Origin of the sequence: Streptomyces sp. NBC_00510, assembly GCA_036013505.1 — a bacterium.
Lineage (GTDB): Bacteria > Actinomycetota > Actinomycetes > Streptomycetales > Streptomycetaceae > Actinacidiphila.
This window is the reverse complement of sequence record CP107851.1, coordinates 3,632,838-3,649,765: the sequence shown is the minus strand read 5'-3', so window position 1 is coordinate 3,649,765 and position 16,928 is coordinate 3,632,838. Positions and strand designations below refer to the sequence as shown.

18 protein-coding genes are annotated in these 16,928 nt (G+C 73.1%); 13 read left to right on the top strand and 5 right to left on the bottom strand.

What is annotated here, in order from left to right; translation table 11 throughout:
* Positions 1–50 precede the first annotated feature (50 nt).
* From OG937_16025 to OG937_16015, 3 genes are all read left to right on the top strand, one after another.
* Positions 51–818, top strand: coding sequence for an enoyl-CoA hydratase-related protein (locus OG937_16025; protein ID WUD73094.1), 768 nt, complete (start codon positions 51–53; stop codon positions 816–818).
* Between the two features lie 254 nt (positions 819–1,072).
* Entirely contained in the window at positions 1,073–1,570 is a 498-nt protein-coding gene (locus OG937_16020; protein ID WUD73093.1) for an ATP-binding protein, read from the top strand.
* A gap of 289 nt (positions 1,571–1,859) precedes the next feature.
* The gene (locus OG937_16015; GenBank protein WUD73092.1) at positions 1,860–2,732 is read left to right on the top strand and encodes a hypothetical protein; all 873 of its coding nucleotides are present in this window, start codon (positions 1,860–1,862) and stop codon (positions 2,730–2,732) included.
* Between the two features lie 217 nt (positions 2,733–2,949).
* Here OG937_16015 and OG937_16010 read toward each other — a convergent pair whose 3' ends face one another.
* On the bottom strand, positions 2,950–4,587 hold the full coding sequence (locus tag OG937_16010; GenBank protein ID WUD73091.1) for an FAD-dependent monooxygenase: 1,638 nt from the start codon (positions 4,585–4,587) through the stop codon (positions 2,950–2,952).
* A gap of 53 nt (positions 4,588–4,640) precedes the next feature.
* On the bottom strand, positions 4,641–4,859 hold the full coding sequence (locus tag OG937_16005; protein ID WUD79095.1) for a hypothetical protein: 219 nt from the start codon (positions 4,857–4,859) through the stop codon (positions 4,641–4,643).
* Between OG937_16005 and OG937_16000 the strand changes: the two genes are divergently transcribed.
* The 10 genes from OG937_16000 (at position 4,779) to OG937_15955 (ending at position 13,572) form a co-directional block, all read left to right on the top strand.
* Positions 4,779–5,834, top strand: coding sequence for an antibiotic biosynthesis monooxygenase (locus OG937_16000; GenBank protein ID WUD78757.1), 1,056 nt, complete (start codon positions 4,779–4,781; stop codon positions 5,832–5,834). The genes OG937_16005 and OG937_16000 overlap by 81 nt on opposite strands.
* Before the next feature lie 79 nt (positions 5,835–5,913).
* Positions 5,914–6,351 carry a cupin domain-containing protein gene (locus OG937_15995; GenBank protein WUD73090.1) on the top strand — a complete coding sequence of 146 codons (438 nt, stop codon included), beginning with the start codon at positions 5,914–5,916 and terminating at the stop codon, positions 6,349–6,351.
* On the top strand, positions 6,348–7,616 hold the full coding sequence (locus tag OG937_15990; protein ID WUD73089.1) for a beta-ketoacyl-[acyl-carrier-protein] synthase family protein: 1,269 nt from the start codon (positions 6,348–6,350) through the stop codon (positions 7,614–7,616). The genes OG937_15995 and OG937_15990 overlap by 4 nt, the downstream gene beginning before the upstream one ends.
* Entirely contained in the window at positions 7,613–8,833 is a 1,221-nt protein-coding gene (locus OG937_15985; GenBank protein ID WUD73088.1) for a ketosynthase chain-length factor, read from the top strand. The genes OG937_15990 and OG937_15985 overlap by 4 nt, the downstream gene beginning before the upstream one ends.
* A gap of 28 nt (positions 8,834–8,861) precedes the next feature.
* Entirely contained in the window at positions 8,862–9,119 is a 258-nt protein-coding gene (locus OG937_15980; protein ID WUD73087.1) for an acyl carrier protein, read from the top strand.
* Between the two features lie 2 nt (positions 9,120–9,121).
* Entirely contained in the window at positions 9,122–9,583 is a 462-nt protein-coding gene (locus OG937_15975; protein WUD73086.1) for an SRPBCC family protein, read from the top strand.
* Positions 9,580–9,912, top strand: a complete 333-nt coding sequence (locus tag OG937_15970) for a TcmI family type II polyketide cyclase (protein ID WUD73085.1) — start codon at positions 9,580–9,582, stop codon at positions 9,910–9,912. Before OG937_15975 ends, OG937_15970 begins: the two co-directional genes overlap by 4 nt.
* Positions 9,905–11,587, top strand: a complete 1,683-nt coding sequence (locus OG937_15965; GenBank protein WUD73084.1) for an acetyl-CoA carboxylase carboxyl transferase subunit beta — start codon at positions 9,905–9,907, stop codon at positions 11,585–11,587. The genes OG937_15970 and OG937_15965 overlap by 8 nt, the downstream gene beginning before the upstream one ends.
* Positions 11,584–12,219 (top strand): acetyl-CoA carboxylase biotin carboxyl carrier protein subunit, encoded by a 636-nt coding sequence (locus OG937_15960; protein WUD73083.1) that lies wholly within the window; start codon positions 11,584–11,586, stop codon positions 12,217–12,219. The genes OG937_15965 and OG937_15960 overlap by 4 nt, the downstream gene beginning before the upstream one ends.
* A gap of 6 nt (positions 12,220–12,225) precedes the next feature.
* Positions 12,226–13,572 (top strand): acetyl-CoA carboxylase biotin carboxylase subunit, encoded by a 1,347-nt coding sequence (locus OG937_15955; protein ID WUD73082.1) that lies wholly within the window; start codon positions 12,226–12,228, stop codon positions 13,570–13,572.
* A gap of 4 nt (positions 13,573–13,576) precedes the next feature.
* Here the strand turns inward: OG937_15955 and OG937_15950 are convergent, their stop codons facing one another.
* The 3 genes from OG937_15950 to OG937_15940 form a co-directional block, all read right to left on the bottom strand.
* The gene (locus OG937_15950) at positions 13,577–14,653 is read right to left on the bottom strand and encodes a methyltransferase (protein WUD73081.1); all 1,077 of its coding nucleotides are present in this window, start codon (positions 14,651–14,653) and stop codon (positions 13,577–13,579) included.
* A complete protein-coding gene (locus OG937_15945; GenBank protein WUD73080.1) occupies positions 14,650–15,717 on the bottom strand; it encodes a right-handed parallel beta-helix repeat-containing protein in 1,068 nt (355 codons plus the stop codon). The genes OG937_15950 and OG937_15945 overlap by 4 nt, the downstream gene beginning before the upstream one ends.
* A gap of 91 nt (positions 15,718–15,808) precedes the next feature.
* On the bottom strand, positions 15,809–16,864 hold the full coding sequence (locus OG937_15940; GenBank protein WUD73079.1) for a hypothetical protein: 1,056 nt from the start codon (positions 16,862–16,864) through the stop codon (positions 15,809–15,811).
* Positions 16,865–16,928 lie beyond the last annotated feature (64 nt).

Sequence of the window (16,928 nt, the reverse complement as noted above, 5' to 3'; positions counted from 1 at the left end):
GTGAGGCACGTCGCAGCGTAAACGGGCGTTCACGGATACCCTCGTCGGCCATGACAGTTAATCTCGAGGTCGACGAGGGTGTCGGCACCATCCGCCTGGACCGCCCCCCGATGAACGCCCTGGACGTCGCGACCCAGGACCGGCTCCGCGAGGTGGCGGAGGAGGCCTCCCGGCGCGAGGACGTACGGGCCGTCGTGATCTGGGGCGGCGAGAAGGTGTTCGCGGCGGGCGCGGACATCAAGGAAATGCAGGTCATGGATTACGAGGCCATGGCCGTGCGGTCCCGCGCACTGCAGGACTCCTTCACGGCGGTCGCCCGGATCCCCAAGCCGGTGGTGGCCGCCGTGACCGGTTACGCCCTCGGCGGCGGCTGCGAACTCGCGCTCTGCGCCGACATCCGGGTCGCCGCGGAGGACGCCAAGCTCGGCCAGCCGGAGATCCTGCTCGGCCTCATCCCCGGCGCGGGCGGCACGCAGCGGCTGTCGCGCCTGGTGGGTCCCGCCAAGGCGAAGGACCTCATCTTCACCGGCCGCATGGTCAAGGCCGACGAGGCGCTCACCATCGGCCTGGTGGACAAGGTGGTCCCGGCCGGGCAGGTGTACGCGCAGGCCCGCGCCTGGGCCGAGCGGCTGGCCCGGGGGCCGGCGCTGGCGCTGCGCGCCGCCAAGGAGGCCGTGGACGCCGGTCTCGAGACCGATCTGGAGACCGGCCTCACCATCGAACGGAACCTGTTCGCAGGCCTGTTCGCGACCGAGGACCGTACGACGGGCATGCGCAGCTTCGTCGATGAGGGTCCGGGCAAGGCGAAGTTCCGCTAGACCCAACCCGGTTGAGTGACAGCCGGCACCCGTCGGGTCGCCTTAAGCCGACCTTAAGAGGACCTTAAGGCGACCTGCGCCGGATCCGCCGACCGTTCGTCGTCGGCGCCCCCTTCGCGCAGGTGGGAAGGGTCGTGTGAGATCCATCATTGCCCTTGACATATGCCAGTACGGCAACTCGGAATGACGCGTTCCGCCCCGTCAATTCCCCCGATCCGCCCCGAACCGCCGTCGCGTACGGCCATCATGAGAGCATGGCGGGGCAGCAGGGAGCATCTGAGCAGCCGCAGCGGGTAACGGTCCCGGCGGCGGGGTGGCCGCCCACGGCGGTCGACGATCTGGCGGCGACGTCCCTCGATCTGTTGGGGAATCCCTCCGTGGACGAGGTGCGGCTCTCCTCGCGCCCGGAGTCCGCGGCCACGGCCCGGCGGCTGAGCCGTTCGGTGCTCCGGCTCTGGGGTCTGCCCCAGTTCAACGACGTCGTCGAGTTACTCGTCTCCGAACTCGTCGGCAATGCCGTGCGTCACACCGGGGCCCGTACCTTCGGCCTGCGCATGCTGCGCCGCCGGGGCTGGATCCGGGTGGAGGTGCGCGATCCCTCGCGGGCGCTGCCCTGTCTGATGCCGGTGCGCGAGATGGACGTGAGCGGGCGGGGCCTCTTCCTGATCGACAAGCTCGCCGACCGCTGGGGGGTGGATCTGCTGCCACGCGGCAAGACCACCTGGTTCGAAATGCGGGTCATGGACCGCTGAACGTCAAATGAACATCTAACCTGCGTTTACAAGGTCAGTGTCCCACCTCACTCCCACATCGTGAGGTTTCGGCTGCGATGTCTCGTATAGTTGTGGAGCAACGACCCCCATGACCCGGGCTCGGTCGTCCCATGGCGTCGTGGATCACACCCCCTGGTTCCACGACGAATCGAGAGGCCCCAGCAGCGTCCCACAACGATGCGCAGGGGCCTCTTTCGTCTTCCGGCGGGACACGCCGACAAGGGTGACCATTCCGGCGACCGGGCGATACCGGGGTGATCGTGGGCATATGATCGCACTGCGCACGCTGCGCCGGCTCTGCGCCGCCGCCCTTTCCCTGGGGGTGCTCGCACTCCCCGTCTGCACGGCCGCCGCGGCCGTCGCCCCGGGTCTTCCACGCGACCCGGCCGTCCCCGAATGGTGCCCCGTCGTCCCCGACCGGCTCTACGCCGCCGCGGACGCCAGCGTCGACCTCGACCGGATCAGGCCCGACGAGCCGACCTGGCGCTCCAACTGCAACGCCCTCTTCCACGGCGACGACCGCCCGCCGGAGACCGTCTTCAAGGACGGCCTGCGTCCCGAGGACGTGGGCGAGGGCGAGTACGACCTGCAGGCCTACGCCCGCCGCGAGCAGCCCTCGCCGTTCGTGGCCACCACCTACGACCGCGAGGCCCTCAGGCAGCAGACGGCCGCGTACCACTACTACATCGACGCCCCCGGCGGCATCGAGCTCGACGAGACCCTCGGCACCCGTGAACTGCGCTCGGCCCGTACCGGCGTGGTCTTCCCCGGGGGCATCGCCCGCCAGTTCCTCGTGAAGGCCTGCCCGGTGGACAAGGCCACCAAGGCCGAGCTCACGGCCCGCTGCGTGGTCAACCCCGCGTACTCGCCGTGGCGCGGCTGGCCCGCCCCCGACTGGACGGGGGTGAGGGAGCCCGCTGCCCCCGCCGCACCCTCCGCCCCCGCCCCGTCGGTGCCTCCGGCGGCCCAGCCGGGTGCGTCACCGGCCGGCCGGCCCTCCGCGCCGCCCGCCGCCCGGCCGGGTGCGTCACCGGCGGTCCGTCCGTCCGCGCCGCCCGCCGTCCAGCAGGCGACACCGCCCGCCGCCCGGCCGGGCGTGCCACGGTCATCGGTGGAGGGCGGGGAGGGCCCGGTGGGCTGACGGCGCCCTTCCCGTCGTGCGGTGCGGTGACCGGCCCCGGCCGGTCACCGCACCGCGTTCGGCGGGGGAGACGTCGAGCTCCGGCGGCGGCGCCCCGGGCCGAGGGCGCCGCCGAACGGGAACGGCGGCCACCGGCGCTCCCGTGAGCGTGGTGGCCGCCGTTCACACGGTCAACCGTCCCCCCGTGCCGCCTCCTCGGCCGCCTGCGGCGCGACGCTCAGCCGAGCCGCAGCACGGAGGTGAGGACCTCGTCCAGCGTCGCCGCGGGGTCCTCCACGGCCTCGCGGCTCCGCCATGCGACGAAGCCGTCCGGGCGGACCAGGATCGCGCCGCTCGGCGTCATGCCGTGCACCGCGGTCCAGTCCGTGCCCGCCTCGGGCACCAGGTCGGCCTGCGTCGACTCGCCGAGCCGGTACGCCGCCAGCGGCACCCCGAGGCGCTCCGCGACCGTGCGGGCCGCGTCGTGCCAGGCCGTGCCCTTCGGTCCGTCCCCGGTGAGCAGCACCATGGAGCGCTCGTACAGGTCCAGCGTGGAGCGGCGCTCGCCGTCCCGGGTGGTCACCCACACGTGCGGGGAACGGCCACCGGGTTCGGCGACCGGCCGGAAGTCCTCGGGGACGACCGGCCGCCCCGGGTCCGCGCCCAGGAACGCGCCCTCGGGGTAGCGGTAGCCCAGCGCGACGACCAGGACGCCCTTCTGGGGCCCGCCGCCGGCCGGCGGCGCGTAGCCCGGGTGGGCGTGCTCGGCGGAACGGGCGGAGGCCCGCTCGCTGGTGGCCACGGCGACCGGGCGGCGCTCGGCCTCGTACGTCTCCAGCAGCTCCGGCCCGGCCCAGCCGCCGGTCACCGCGGCGAGCTTCCACGCCAGGTTGTGGGCGTCCTGGATGCCGGTGTTGGAGCCGAAGGCGCCGGTGGGGGACATCTCGTGGCACGAGTCGCCGGCGAGCAGCACCCGCCCGCGCCCGTAGGAGTCCGCGACCCGCTCCGCGGCCCGCCAGGGTGCGCGGCCGGTGATCTCGATCTCCAGGTCCGGCACGCCCACCGCGGTGCGGATGTGCGCGGCCAGCCGCTGGTCGGTGAAGTCCTCCGGCGTCTCGCCCCGTTCGGGGTGCCAGGGCGCGTGGAAGACCCAGTTCTCCTGGTTGTCGACCGGCAGCAGCACGCCGTCGGCGTCCGGATTGGTCAGGTAGCACGCGATGAAGTAGCGGTCGCCCACCGCGTCGGCCAGCCGCTTGGCGCGGAAGGTCGCGCTGATGTTGGCGAAGAGGTCGCCGCGTCCGGTGTGACCGATGCCCAGGGCGCTGCGCACCGGGCTTCGGGGACCGTCGGCCGCGACCAGGTAGTCGGTCCTGACGGTGCTGCGGTCGCCGGTCTCCCGGTCCATCAGCTCGCAGGTGACGCCGTCGTCGTCCTGGGTGAACGACACCAGCTCGGTGCTGAAGCGCAGGTCGCCGCCGAGCGTGCGGGCGAAGTCCAGGAGCACCGGCTCCAGGTCGTTCTGGCTGCACAGGCACCAGCCGCTGGGACTGATGCCGGACAGCCGGCCGCCCGGGTCGATCTCCCGGAACAGCCATTCGGCGTTGTCCGAGGTCAGCGAGTCGGCCTGCAGGATGCCGTGGTTGTCGGCGAGTACGGAGGCGGCCTGCCGGATCAGCGGCTCGGCCCCGGCCGTACGGAACAGCTCCATGGTCCGCAGGTTGTTGCCGCGGCCACGGGGGTGGATGGAGGTACCCGGGTGCTTCTCGACGAGGACGTGCCGGACGCCGAGCCGGCCCAGGAAGACTGAGCTGGAGAGCCCGACGAGGGAGCCCCCCACGATGAGGACCGGAACCCGGTCTTCGGCCTGTGGAGTCATAGCTCCCTTGATGCCCGATTACCGGGGGTATTTTCGCCCGTCACCCAATTGGATCACATATCTCGCACCGGTTGGGCCACCACAGCACGATCGTTGGACGACGGACCTCGGGGGTTGCTCGCTCTCGGAAGAGGTGGAATATGCCGGCCCAGGCCGAAAAGGTCTCGCAGTCCGCGCTCGATGGCAATCGCCTGCGCGTCGTCCTCATGCTTGATGTTGAAGACGACGCCGAGCAGCGGTTTCTTGACGCGTATGACCAGATGTGCCGCCACGTCGCTGCCGTGCCCGGACACGTCAGCGACCAGCTTTGCCAGTCGATCGAAAATCCCTCGCAATGGCTGATCACCAGTGAGTGGGAGAGTGCGCTGCACTTCCTCGCCTGGGTGGACAGCCCGACCCACCTGGAGATGGTGCAGCCGATGCACGGCTGCGTGAAGGACACCCGCTCGCTCCGCTTCGGGGTGCTGCGGGAGACCCGTACCTCCTACGAGTCCGGTCGCATGCAGACCGTGCCGAGGGTCGGGGACGGGATCATCCGCCACGCCATCACCTTCACCGTGAAGCCCGGCAGCGAACAGCAGGTGGCGGACATCCTGTCCGGCTACACCTCGCCGCAGGCCGTGGTCGACGAGAACACGCGGCTGCGCCGCACCTCGCTGTTCATGCACGGCAACCGTGTCGTGCGCGCCGTGGAGGTGGAGGGCGACCTGGCCAGGGCACTGCGCCATGTCGCCCGCCAGCCCGAGGTGCGGGCGGTCGAGGAAGCCATCAACCCCTACCTGGAGGTGGACCGGGATCTCAACGACCCGGGCTCGGCACGGGAGTTCTTCGCCCGCGCCGCGCTCCCGGCCGTGCACCACGTCGCCAAGGGCACCGACCGGCCGGAGGGCCTGAGCCGCCACGCCCTGATCTACCCGGCCAAGGCGGGCTCCGGTCAGGCCGTCGCCAAGATGCTCGCCCAGCAGGACGAGGAGGCCGTGGACGTCCGCAAGGGGCCGCTCGCGCGCAGCACCGTCTTCCTGCGCGAGAGCGAGGACATCGTGGTGCGCCTGGTCGACCTGCGGGTCCCGGCCGAGGAGGCCTCGCTCATCGCCGTGGGCGCCGCCGGCAAGCACAAGACCGGCGTCCTCGCCCGGCTGCTCGACCTCGGTCCCGACTGGGACCTCGCGGACGAGCAGGGCCTGAAGCGGTTCCTCGTCGAATACGACATGCGCATGGTCACCGACCGCAGCGCGGCCACGTCCTGACCCGTACGAGCCATCGGCAGCCGGCAGGTACGGCCGGCCCGGGGTGCGCCCCGGGCCGGCCCCGCCGGAGGAGGCAAGCATGGATGATCTTCTGACCAACGAACGGAACGTCCCGTTCACGCCGACCATCGTGAACCTGGGGGACACCCCGCACAACCGCCGTCGCGGCGGCGACCTGCGGGCGATGCTCACCCCGACCGCGTGCGGCGCCACCAGCGGCTTCATGGGCGTCGCGCTCGTGGAGCCCGGTGACCGGATCGGCGAGCACTACCACCCGTACTCGGAGGAGTTCGTGTACGTGGTGTGCGGTGCGCTTGAGGTGGACCTCGACGGGGAGCCGTACGTGCTCCGCCCGGAGCAGGGCCTGATGATCCCGCCGTACGTCCGCCACCGTTTCCGCAACGTCGGCGACACCGAGGCCCGGCTCGTCTTCCACCTCGGTCCGCTCGCTCCGCGCCCGGAGCTGGGCCATGTCGACACCGAGGCCACCGAGCAGACCGAGGACGCGGCGTCATGACCCGCCGGGTGGCGGTCACCGGGGCCGGTGTCGTCGCCCCCGGCGGTGTCGGGGTCCCCGCTTTCTGGGAACTGCTCACCGCCGGCCGGACGGCGACCCGAGGGATCACGCTCTTCGACCCGACGGGCTTCCGGTCCCGCATCGCCGCTGAGGTCGACTTCGACGCGGCGGCCTGCGGGCTGAGCCCGCGGGACCTGGAACGCGCCGACCGGTACGTCCAGTTCGCGCTCGTCGCGGCCGCCGAGGCGGTCCGCGACGCCGGGCTGGAACTGGACGAGGAGGACCCCTGGCGGGTCGGGGTCTCCCTCGGCACCGCCGTCGGAGGCACCACCCGGCTGGAACACGACTACATACGCGTCAGTGAACGTGGCACCCGCTGGGACGTCGACCACCGGCAGGCGGGTGCGCACCTGCACCGGGCGTTCGCGCCCAGCGCGCTCGCCTCGGAGATTGCCGAACGGCACGGCGCCCGCGGTCCCGTGCAGACCGTCTCCACGGGCTGCACCTCCGGCCTGGACGCCGTGGGCTACGCGTTCCAGAGCATCGAGGAGGGACGCGCCGACATCATCATCGCCGGTGCGTCGGACTCCCCGATCTCCCCCATCACGGTGGCCTGCTTCGACGCCATCAAGGCCACCTCCCCCAACAACGACGACCCGGCCCACGCCTCCCGGCCCTTCGACGCCCGCCGCGACGGGTTCGTCATGGGCGAGGGCGGCGCCGTGCTGATCCTGGAGGAACTGGAGCACGCCAAGGCCCGCGGTGCCCGGATCTACTGCGAGATCGGTGGCTACGCCACGTACGGCAACGCCTACCACATGACCGGGCTCACCACCGACGGCCTGGAGATGTCCGAGGCCATCGACCAGGCACTGGACCACGCCAGGGTCGACCCGTCGGACGTCGACTACGTCAACGCGCACGGCTCGGGCACCAAGCAGAACGACCGCCACGAGACCGCGGCGGTGAAGCGCTCGCTGGGCGCGCATGCCTACTCCACGCCCATGAGCTCCATCAAGTCCATGGTCGGCCACTCCCTGGGTGCGATCGGCGCGATCGAACTGGCCGCCTGCACCCTGGCCCTCGCTCACGGCGTGGTGCCGCCGACCGCCAACTACGAGACCCCGGACCCGGAGTGCGACCTGGACTACGTCCCGCGCACCGCCCGTGAGCTGAAGCTGCGCACCGTGCTGTCGGTCGGCAGCGGATTCGGCGGGTTCCAGTCCGCGGTGGTCCTCAACCGACCGGAGGGGAGCCAGCGATGAACACGCAAGCGGTGGTCACCGGCATCGGCGTCGTCGCGCCGAACGGCATCGGAGCCGACGCCTTCTGGAAGGCGACCAGGGAAGGTGTCGCCGTCCTCGACGCGGTCACCCGCGAGGGATGCCGGGACCTGCCGCTTCGGGTCGCGGGCGAGGTCCGCGGCTTCGAGGTGTCGGCGGTCGTCGAGGACCGCTACACCGTGCAGACCGACCGGTTCACCCACTTCGCGATGGCGGCCGCCGACCAGGCCATCGCCGACTCGGGCCTGCATTTCGACGAGGAGTCACCCTTCGACATCGGAGTGGTGACGGCGGCCTGTTCCGGCGGCGGCGAGTTCGGCCAGCGCGAACTGCAGCACCTGTGGGGCAAGGGGCCGAACTTCGTTGGCCCGTACCAGTCCATCGCGTGGTTCTACGCGGCGAGCACCGGTCAGATCTCGATCCGCGGCGGCTTCAAGGGCCCCTGCGGCGTGGTGGCCAGCGACGAGGCCGGTGGTCTCGACGCCATCTCCCACGCCTGCCGCAACATCACCCGTGGCAACGGCACCCGGGCCGTCGTCGTCGGCGCCGCCGAGGCGCCGCTGGCGCCGTACTCGGGTGTCTGCCAGCTCGGATACGAAGAACTCAGCCTGGAGGAGGATCCCGAACGGGCCTATCTGCCCTTCACCCGGCACGCCCGCGGTTTCGCCCCCGCCGAGGGCGGCGCGATGCTCGTGGTCGAGGACCCCGAGCATGCCGCCGGCCGCGGGGCCGAGGTGCAGGCCGTCATCGCGGGGCACGGTGCCACCTTCACCGGGGCCTCGCGCTGGGCGGAGTCCCGTGAGGGACTGGCCCGCGCCATCCGCGACGCCCTCGCGGAAGCCGGGTGCGCACCCGGGGACATCGATGTCGTCTTCGCCGACGCACTCGGCACCCCGGAGGCCGACCGCGCCGAGGCGCTGGCCCTGGCCGACGTGTTCGGCAAGCGCGCCCGGAAGATTCCCGTGACCGCCCCCAAGACCGGCACCGGCCGCGCTTACTGCGGCGCCCCGGTGCTCGATGTGGCCGCAGCCGTGTTCGCCCTGCGGCACGCAGTCGTGCCCCCCACCCCCAACATCACCGACACCTGCCACGACCTCGACCTGGTCATCGGCCGGCCCCGGCCGGCGGAACTGCGGACCGCGCTGGTGCTCAGCCGCGGCCTCATGGGTTCCAACTCGGCCCTGGTCGTCCGGGCGTAACGCAGGCGCAGTGAAGGAGAGCTCTTCCATGAGCAAGGAACTGACCTACGGCGAACTCGCCACCCTGATGAAGTCCAATGCCGGCATCACCGTCGACGTGGCCCTCCTGAGCGGCCACCCGGAGACACCCTTCGCCGAGTACGGCCTGGACTCGCTCGGCCTGCTCGGCATCGTCGGCGCCCTGGAGAACGACCGGGGCATCCCGATCGCCGGCGACGCAGACTCGTGCAAGACCCCCGGCGCCTTCATGGACGTCGTGAACAACTCACTCAAGGCAGGAGTCTGACCATGCCCGGCCACACCGAGAACGAGATCACCATCCCCGCCCCCATGGACGTCGTCTGGGACGTCACCAACGACGTGGAGGGCTGGCCGGACCTGTTCAGCGAGTACGCCTCCGTGGAGATCGTGGAGCGCGAGGGCGACCGGGTCGTCTTCCGGCTCACCATGCACCCCGACGAGCACGGCCAGGTGTGGAGCTGGGTCTCCGAGCGGATCGCCGACCGCGCCACCCGCACGGTGCGCGCGCACCGGGTCGAGACCGGCCCGTTCCAGTACATGGACATCCACTGGCAGTACGAGGAGGTCCCCGGCGGCACCCGGATGCGCTGGACCCAGGACTTCGCCATGAAGCCCGGCGCCCCCCTCGACGACGAGGCGATGACCGCCCGGATCAACGACAACTCCAAGATCCAGCTGGAGCTGATCCGCGAGCGCATCGTGCAGCGCCACGGGGGCGGCGCGGCATGAAGACCTACCGCAGCCTGATCGTGGCCAGGATGAAGCCCGGCGTCGAGGAGCAGGTGGCGCAGGTCTTCGCCGAGTCCGACAAGGGCGAACTGCCGGGTCTGATCGGGGTCACCGGACGCAGCCTGTTCCAGTTCGGCGACGTCTACCTGCACCTGGTCGAGGCCGAGCGGCCGCCCGGCCCGGAGGTCGGCAGGTACAAGGACCACCCGGCGTTCCGGGACATCAGCGACCAGCTGTCGTCCTTCATCTCCGCGTACGACCCCGAGACCTGGCGCGAGCCCAAGGACGCCATGGCCCGGGAGTTCTACCGCTGGGAGCGCAGTGGCTGACACGGCCACCGCCGAGCCGGACTGGGTGCGCTGCGAGCGCTGTGCCGCGCTCGTCTACGGCAAGCGCTACGCCCGTACGCTGCGCGTCTGCCCCGAGTGCGGCGCGCACGGCCGGCTCACCGCCCGGCAGCGGCTCGACCAGCTGCTGGACCCCGGCTCCTGCCGGCCGCTCGCCGCGGAGCGCGGCGAGCGGCCGGCGGAGCACGACCCGCTGGGCTTCGCGGACACCCGCCCGTACGCCGAGCGGCTGCGCGAGGCCCGCGCGGCGACCGGCCTGGACGAGGCCGTCGTCTGCGTGCACGGCACCGTCGAGGGACAGCCGGTCGTGGTCGCCGCGATGGACTTCCACTTCCTCGGCGGCAGCCTCGGCCTGGGCGTCGGCTCGCACATCACCCGGGCCGCCCGGACCAGTCTGCGACGGCGCGTCCCCCTGCTGCTCGTGACCGCCTCCGGCGGCGCCCGTATGCAGGAGGGCGCCCTGTCGCTGATGCAGATGGCCAGGACCGCCCAGGCGCTCACCGAACTCGACGAGGCGGGCGTCCTCGTCGTGTCCCTGGTCACCGACCCCACCTACGGCGGCGTCGCCGCCTCCTACGCGACCCTCGCCGACGTCATCATCGCCGAGCCCGGCGCCCGGATGGGCTTCGCCGGGCCGCGCGTCATCCAGCAGACCACCGGCCAGCGGCTCCCCGAGGGCTTCCAGACCGCGGAGTTCCTCTTCGCGCGCGGCCTCATCGACGACGTCGTCCCCCGTGCCGCGCTCCGCCCGACGCTGGCCCGGCTGCTGCGGCTGCGCTCCGGAGGCGCCGCGGCGGACCGCGGGCCCGCGGTCCGCGTCGTCCGCACGGCGGACGAACTGCCGGAGCGGGACGCCTGGGAGGCGGTACGGCTGGCGCGGCACCCGCTGCGGCCCACGGCGGCCGACTACGCGGCCCATCTGCTCCAGGACTTCCACGAGCTGCACGGCGACCGGCTGGCCGCCGACTGCCCGGCCGTCATCGGCGGTCCGGGCCTGCTCCACGGCAGCCCCGTCATGCTGATCGGCCACCACAAGGGCGGCCCCGGGCTGGAGGAGCGCAGGCGGCGGCACTTCGGCATGGCCACCCCGGCCGGCTACCGGAAGGCGGCCCGCCTGATGCGCACCGCCGCCAAGCTGGGCATGCCGGTGGTGACCCTCATCGACACCCCGGGCGCCAACCCGGGTCCGGAGGCGGAGAGCGGCGGACAGGCCCTCGCCATCGCCGAGAACCTGCGGCTGATGGCCCGGCTGCCCGTGCCGGTCGTCGCCGTGATCACCGGCGAGGGCGGCAGCGGCGGCGCACTGGCGTTCGCCGTCGCCGACCGGGTCCTGGTCAGCGCCAACGGCATCTACTCCGTGATCAGCCCCGAGGGCTGCGCCGCGATCCTGTGGAAGGACGCCGCCGCCGCCCCCGCGGCGGCGGCCGCCCTGCGGCTGCACGCCCGCGATCTGCTCCGGCTGGGCATCGTCGACGGTGTGGTCCCCGAACCGCCCGACGGCGCCCACGGGGACCACGCCCACGCGGCCGCCCTCGTCGGCGGCGCGCTCTCGGCCGCCCTGGACGAACTGCGTCCCTGGACCCCCGACCGGCTGCTGGCCGAGCGCCGCGACCGGTTCCACCGTTTCGGCCGACTGGAGGAGGAGGCAGCACCGTGACACTCCACGGCGACGACAGGACGGCCCGCCCCCCGGGCGCGGGCAAGGCCCTCAACGGAACGTCCCCCGGCAGTGCGCCGGCCGCGCTCCCGGTGCTGGAGGCGGTCTGCCGCAGCGCCACCGAGCTGGCCCGCTCCATGCCCACCCCGCCGCAGCGGATCAGGCTGCGGCACGGGCAGACGGCGGTCGAGATCGAGTGGCCGCAACCGCAGGCGCAGCCCCCCGCGTACACCCCCGCACCCGCTCCGGCGGCGGACCCGGCCGCCACACCGGCGACCGCTCCCGCGGCGGCTCCCGCTCCGGCACCGGCGTCCTCCGCAGGCCGGCCCCAGGGCGCACCGGAGGCGCAACAGGCGCACGGAGCGCGCGACTCCACGTCGCTTCACTACGTCTGCGCCCCCACTGTGGGCACCTTCTACCACGCCCCGGAACCCGGCGAGCGCCCGTGCGTGAGCGTCGGCGACCTCGTCCGCCCCGGCCAGCCCGTGGGCGTCCTGGAGGTCATGAAGATGATGAGCATCGTCGAGGCGGACGTGGCCGGCCGGGTCGTGGAGGTCGTCGTCCCGGACGGGCAGCCCGTCGAGTTCCAGCAGCCGCTGATCGCACTGGAGCCGATACCGGTGGGGGAGTGAGGGCCGGTGTTCTCCACCGTCCTGGTCGCCAACCGTGGCGAGATCGCGCTGCGGGTCGCGCGCGCCTGCCGGGAACTGGGCATCCGGACGGTCGCGGTGTACTCCACCGCCGACCGCGACTCGGCCGTCGTGCGCTTCGCCGACGAGGCCGTGCACATCGGACCGCCCCCGGCGAGGGCGAGCTACCTCAACATCCCCGCCGTCGTCGAGGCCGCCCGCCGCACCGGCGCGCAGGCCGTCCACCCCGGTTACGGCTTCCTGTCCGAGGACCCCGACTTCGCCGAGGTCTGCGAGGCCAACGGCCTCACCTTCATCGGGCCCTCCCCCGAAGTGCTGTCCCGGCTCGGCGACAAGGCCGCCTGCCGCGCGCTGATGGCCGAGGCCGGACTGCCCGTGCTGCCCGGCAGCACGGGCCCGCTGGCCGGGGCCGCCGACGCGAAGGAGGCGGCGCAGCAGACCGGTTACCCGGTGATCCTCAAGGCCGTCGCGGGCGGCGGGGGACGCGGCATGGCCGTGGTCACCGACCCGGACCGGCTGCCGGACACCTACAAGCGCACCGCGGCGCACGCCCGCGCCGTCTTCGGCGACGACCGGCTCTACCTGGAGCGGTACGTCGAGCGGGCCCGCCACGTGGAGGTGCAGGTGCTCTGCGACCGGCACGGCGCGGTCGTCCACCTCGGCGAGCGCGACTGCTCGGTGCAGCGGCACCACCAGAAGCTGGTCGAGGAGACCCCCGCCCCGGACCTGCCGGCGCGGCTGAGGTCACAGATGTGCGACGCGGCCGTGCGCGGCGCCCGGGCGGTCGGCTACACCGGCGTCGGCACCTTCGAGTTCGTGCTCACCCCGGAGCGCGACTTCCACCTGATGGAGGTCAACTGCCGGCTCCAGGTGGAGCACCCGGTCACCGAGATGGTCACCGGGATCGACCTGGTCCGTGAGCAGATCCTGGTCGCCGCAGGCCATCCGCTGACCCTGCGCCAGGAGGACGTCGTGCACCGCGGTGTCGCCGTCGAGTGCCGGGTCAACGCCGAGGACCCCGCACGGGACTTCGCGCCGACCCCGGGTCTGCTCACGGAGTTCGAGGTGCCCGGCGGGCCCTTCGTACGGGTGGACACCCATGCCTTCCCCGGCTGGCGGATCGGCCCCGACTACGACTCCATGCTCGCCAAGGCCGTCGTCTGGGCCCCGGACCGGGAGCGGGCGCTGGCCCGGATGGACCGGGTCCTGGAGGAACTGCGGGTGCGCGGCGAGGGTGTGTGCACCACGGCCGGCTTCCTGCGGAAGGTGCTGGCCCGCCCGGAGTTCCGGGCGGGCCGGCACACCACCGGTCTGGTGGGGGAGATGACCGGCTAGCGGGTCACCGCGCCCCGCCGACCGTGCTGTGCAGGGCGTGCAGGTAGGCGTTGACCGGGGCCACCTCGCCCACCTGCAGCCCGGCCTCCGTCATCAGCTTCACCATGCTGTCCCGCGTGTGCTTCTGGCCGCCGACGTTTAGCAGCAGGAGCAGGTCCATGGCGGTGGTGAAGCGCATGGACGGCGTGTCGTCGACGAGGTTCTCGATGACGATCACCTTCGCGCCGGCGCCGCCCGCCGCGACGACGTTGCGGAGCGTGCGGCGCGTGCTGTCGTCGTCCCACTCCAGGATGTTCTTGATGATGTACATGTCGGCGGCCACCGGGATGTCCACCCGGCAGTCCCCGGGCACCAGCCGGGCCCGCGCGGCGAGCGGACCGCCCTCGCGCAGCCTCGGGTCGGCGCCGGCCACGACCTTCGGCAGGTCCAGCAGCGTGCCCTGCAGCTCGGGGTGCTTCTCCAGCAGCGCGGCCAGCACGTGCCCCTGGCCGCCGCCGATGTCGGCGACCGAGCGGACGCCGGACAGGTCGAGCAGCGCCGCGATGTCCTCGGCGGACTGCCGGCTGGAGGCGGTCATGGCGCGGTCGAAGACCCGGGCGCTCTCGCGGGCGTCGTCGTGGAGGTACTCGAAGAACTCCTTGCCGAAGACCTCCGGGAAGATGTTGCGGCCGCCGCGCACCGCCTCGTCCAGCCGCGGCCAGACCTCCCACGTCCACGGCTCGGTGCACCACAGCGCGATGTAGTGCAGGGTGTTCGGGCTGTCCTTGCGGAGCATCCGGGACATCTCGGTGTGGGCGAAGCGGCCGTCCGCCTGCTGCTCGAAGACCCCGTACGCGGCCAGGGCGAGCAGCAGCCGGCGCAGCTGGCGCGGCGCCGTGCCGACCATGGCCGCGAGCTCGTCGACGGTCGAGGGCTCCTTGCCGAGCGCGTCCGGCACGCCGAGCCTGGCCGCGGCCCGTACGGCGGCGGCGCAGGCGGCGCCGAAGACGAGCTCGCGCAGGCGCATCGCCGGCGGCGTGGCGGACTCGGCGGGCGCCGCGGTCGCGGTGCCGTCCGCGTTGGTGGCTTCTGTCAAGGTCATTCCTCGCACAACCCCTTCGGTTCGGAGACGCGGCACGTGTTGTCACGGAGGACATTCGCGGTGCCCTGGTCACGGTCGGCCAGATCGGCCGGGCGGTTGCCCAGGGTCGTGTTGCCCCGGACGGTGTTGCCGGTGTCGGGGGCGCCCACCACGCTGCGGAAGAGCACGATCCCGCCGGACATCGGTGAGGTGCCGTGGTTGTCCACGACCCGGTTGCGGACCACCAGGGTCCGCTCTGCCCCCGTCAGCACGATCCCGGCACCCTGGATGAAGGGGAGCCGGGCGTTGGGCGGGCAGTACTTGTTGTTCGCCGCCACGAGGTTGTCGGAGACGGTCAGGCCCCCGGCCCGGGGGACGCCCTCGTCCCCGACGACGAAGACCCCGCCGCAGTTGGCGGTGATGTGGTTGTCGACGACCCCCAGGTTGCGCACCCGGCGCAGCACGACTCCGATCCGGTTGCCCGTCAGCTCGTTGCCGCTGATGCGGGCGCGCTCGGTGTCCAGCGCGCCGCCCTCCGCGTCCGCGGTGTTGGCCAGGAAGATCCCCGACTCGCCGTTCTGCCGCGAGACGTTGTCCCGCAGCAGCGTCCGCACCGAGTGCTGGACGCCGATGCCCTGGTGCCCGTTGTCCTCGGCGGTCATGTCACTGACCTCGAGGCCGTCGGTCCATGAGGCGTCGACGCCGTTCTTGCGGAAGCCGGAGACCGACAGCGACATCAGCCGTACACCGTCCAGCCCGCTCTGCTCCGTTCCGGTGACGCACAGCCCGTGGCCCGCCAGGGCGCAGGCGTTCTGGTCGCTCCTCGCGGCCGGGGTGAGGACGGTGTCGGTGCCGTGGCCGATCAGCGTCAGCCGGGGCTTGGTCACGTTGACGCTGCCCGGGTAGGTCCCGGGGAGGATCTCGATGACGTCGCCCGGCCGGGCCCGGTCCACCGCGGCCTGGACGGATTCCCCGGGCCGGACGACGAGCGCGCCCGGCGCGGCCTCGGCCCGGGGAACGGCGCACAGCCCCAGCGCGCCGACGACCGCGACCACGGCGGCCGCGTGGGGCCGACGAAGTGTCATGACTGCCGTACCTGCTTTCCGGGTGACGTCCCGAGTCACCTGAAATCTGACGCTATGAGTGGTTCTGCCGTATCGCCACTCTGCCGGGGCATCAGAGGCGGCAGCGGACGGAGGGCCGCACGGGCACCACCACCCGGTGACCGAGCACGCCCGCGTCCACCGTTCCGTCGGCCGCCGCGTACCAGCGCCAATGGGCGCCCGGGACATGGCCGACCGTCAGGACCGTCCAGCCGCCGCCCTTCGGGCCCGCCAGCATCGCCAGCAAGCGGGCCTCCTCGGCGTCCGGCCGGTGCCGCAGCACGACCAGCCCCGCCGGGACCTGCGGCGTCCCCGCGCCGCGCAGCGCGGCGATCTGACGGACGGTCCGGACCCGGACCACGGCGGGCGGCCCGGGCAGGTCACGGGCACCGGGACCGACGGCGACCACCACGGTGCGGCCCGCGGGCGCCGCCGCCAACACCCCGTCCACCAGGGCGAGCACCGCGTCCCGGGCGACGGCGGGATCCCCGAGCACGCTGAGGACCCCGCCGATCCGCGCGAGGTTCACCAGCAGCTGCCCCCGGCCGACCGCGCCCAGCCTGGTCAGTTGGGGGAGCGGCCCCGGGCCGGTGGCGGCCGTCTCGGCCGGTACGAGACCCGTGCGCTCCCAGCGGGTCGGGGTCAGCGCCGTCCACGGCGCCGGGGCGGGCCCGCACGCCGAGACCGTGGCCAGCACCCGGCCGGGCTCGGCGAGCACGCCCCGCACCCGCACCGGGCTGCCCGGCCGTCCGGCCAGGGCCAGTTCACGCAGTGCGTGCCGCACCACCAGCGGGGTACGGGTGTCCGCGGCGAGCCGTCGGCCGAGCGCCGCCCGCCGACGCCGTCGCACCGCCCGCAGCATTGGACGGCGACCCACGGCGAGGCCGGCCAGCAGCACCACCACGCCGGCCCCCGCCGCCGCCGCGCCGTACGGCGGCCGGCCGGCGCCGCCACGGGACGGACGGGACGGACGGGGCGCACCGGCGGCGGTGGCCGGTCCCTGCGGCACCAGGCGTACGGGGGCGGCGGGGGAGCGGTCCGCGGCGGCGCCGGGGGACGGGGCGACGGCGAACAGCAGGGCGGCCGCCGCCAGCAGGCGGACCGTCCTCATCGCGGGGCTGTACCGCATCGTTCCTCTCCTCCTGTGGACCGGCCGGGCACGCGGGGGCGTGTGACCAGACACGGCCCGCGCC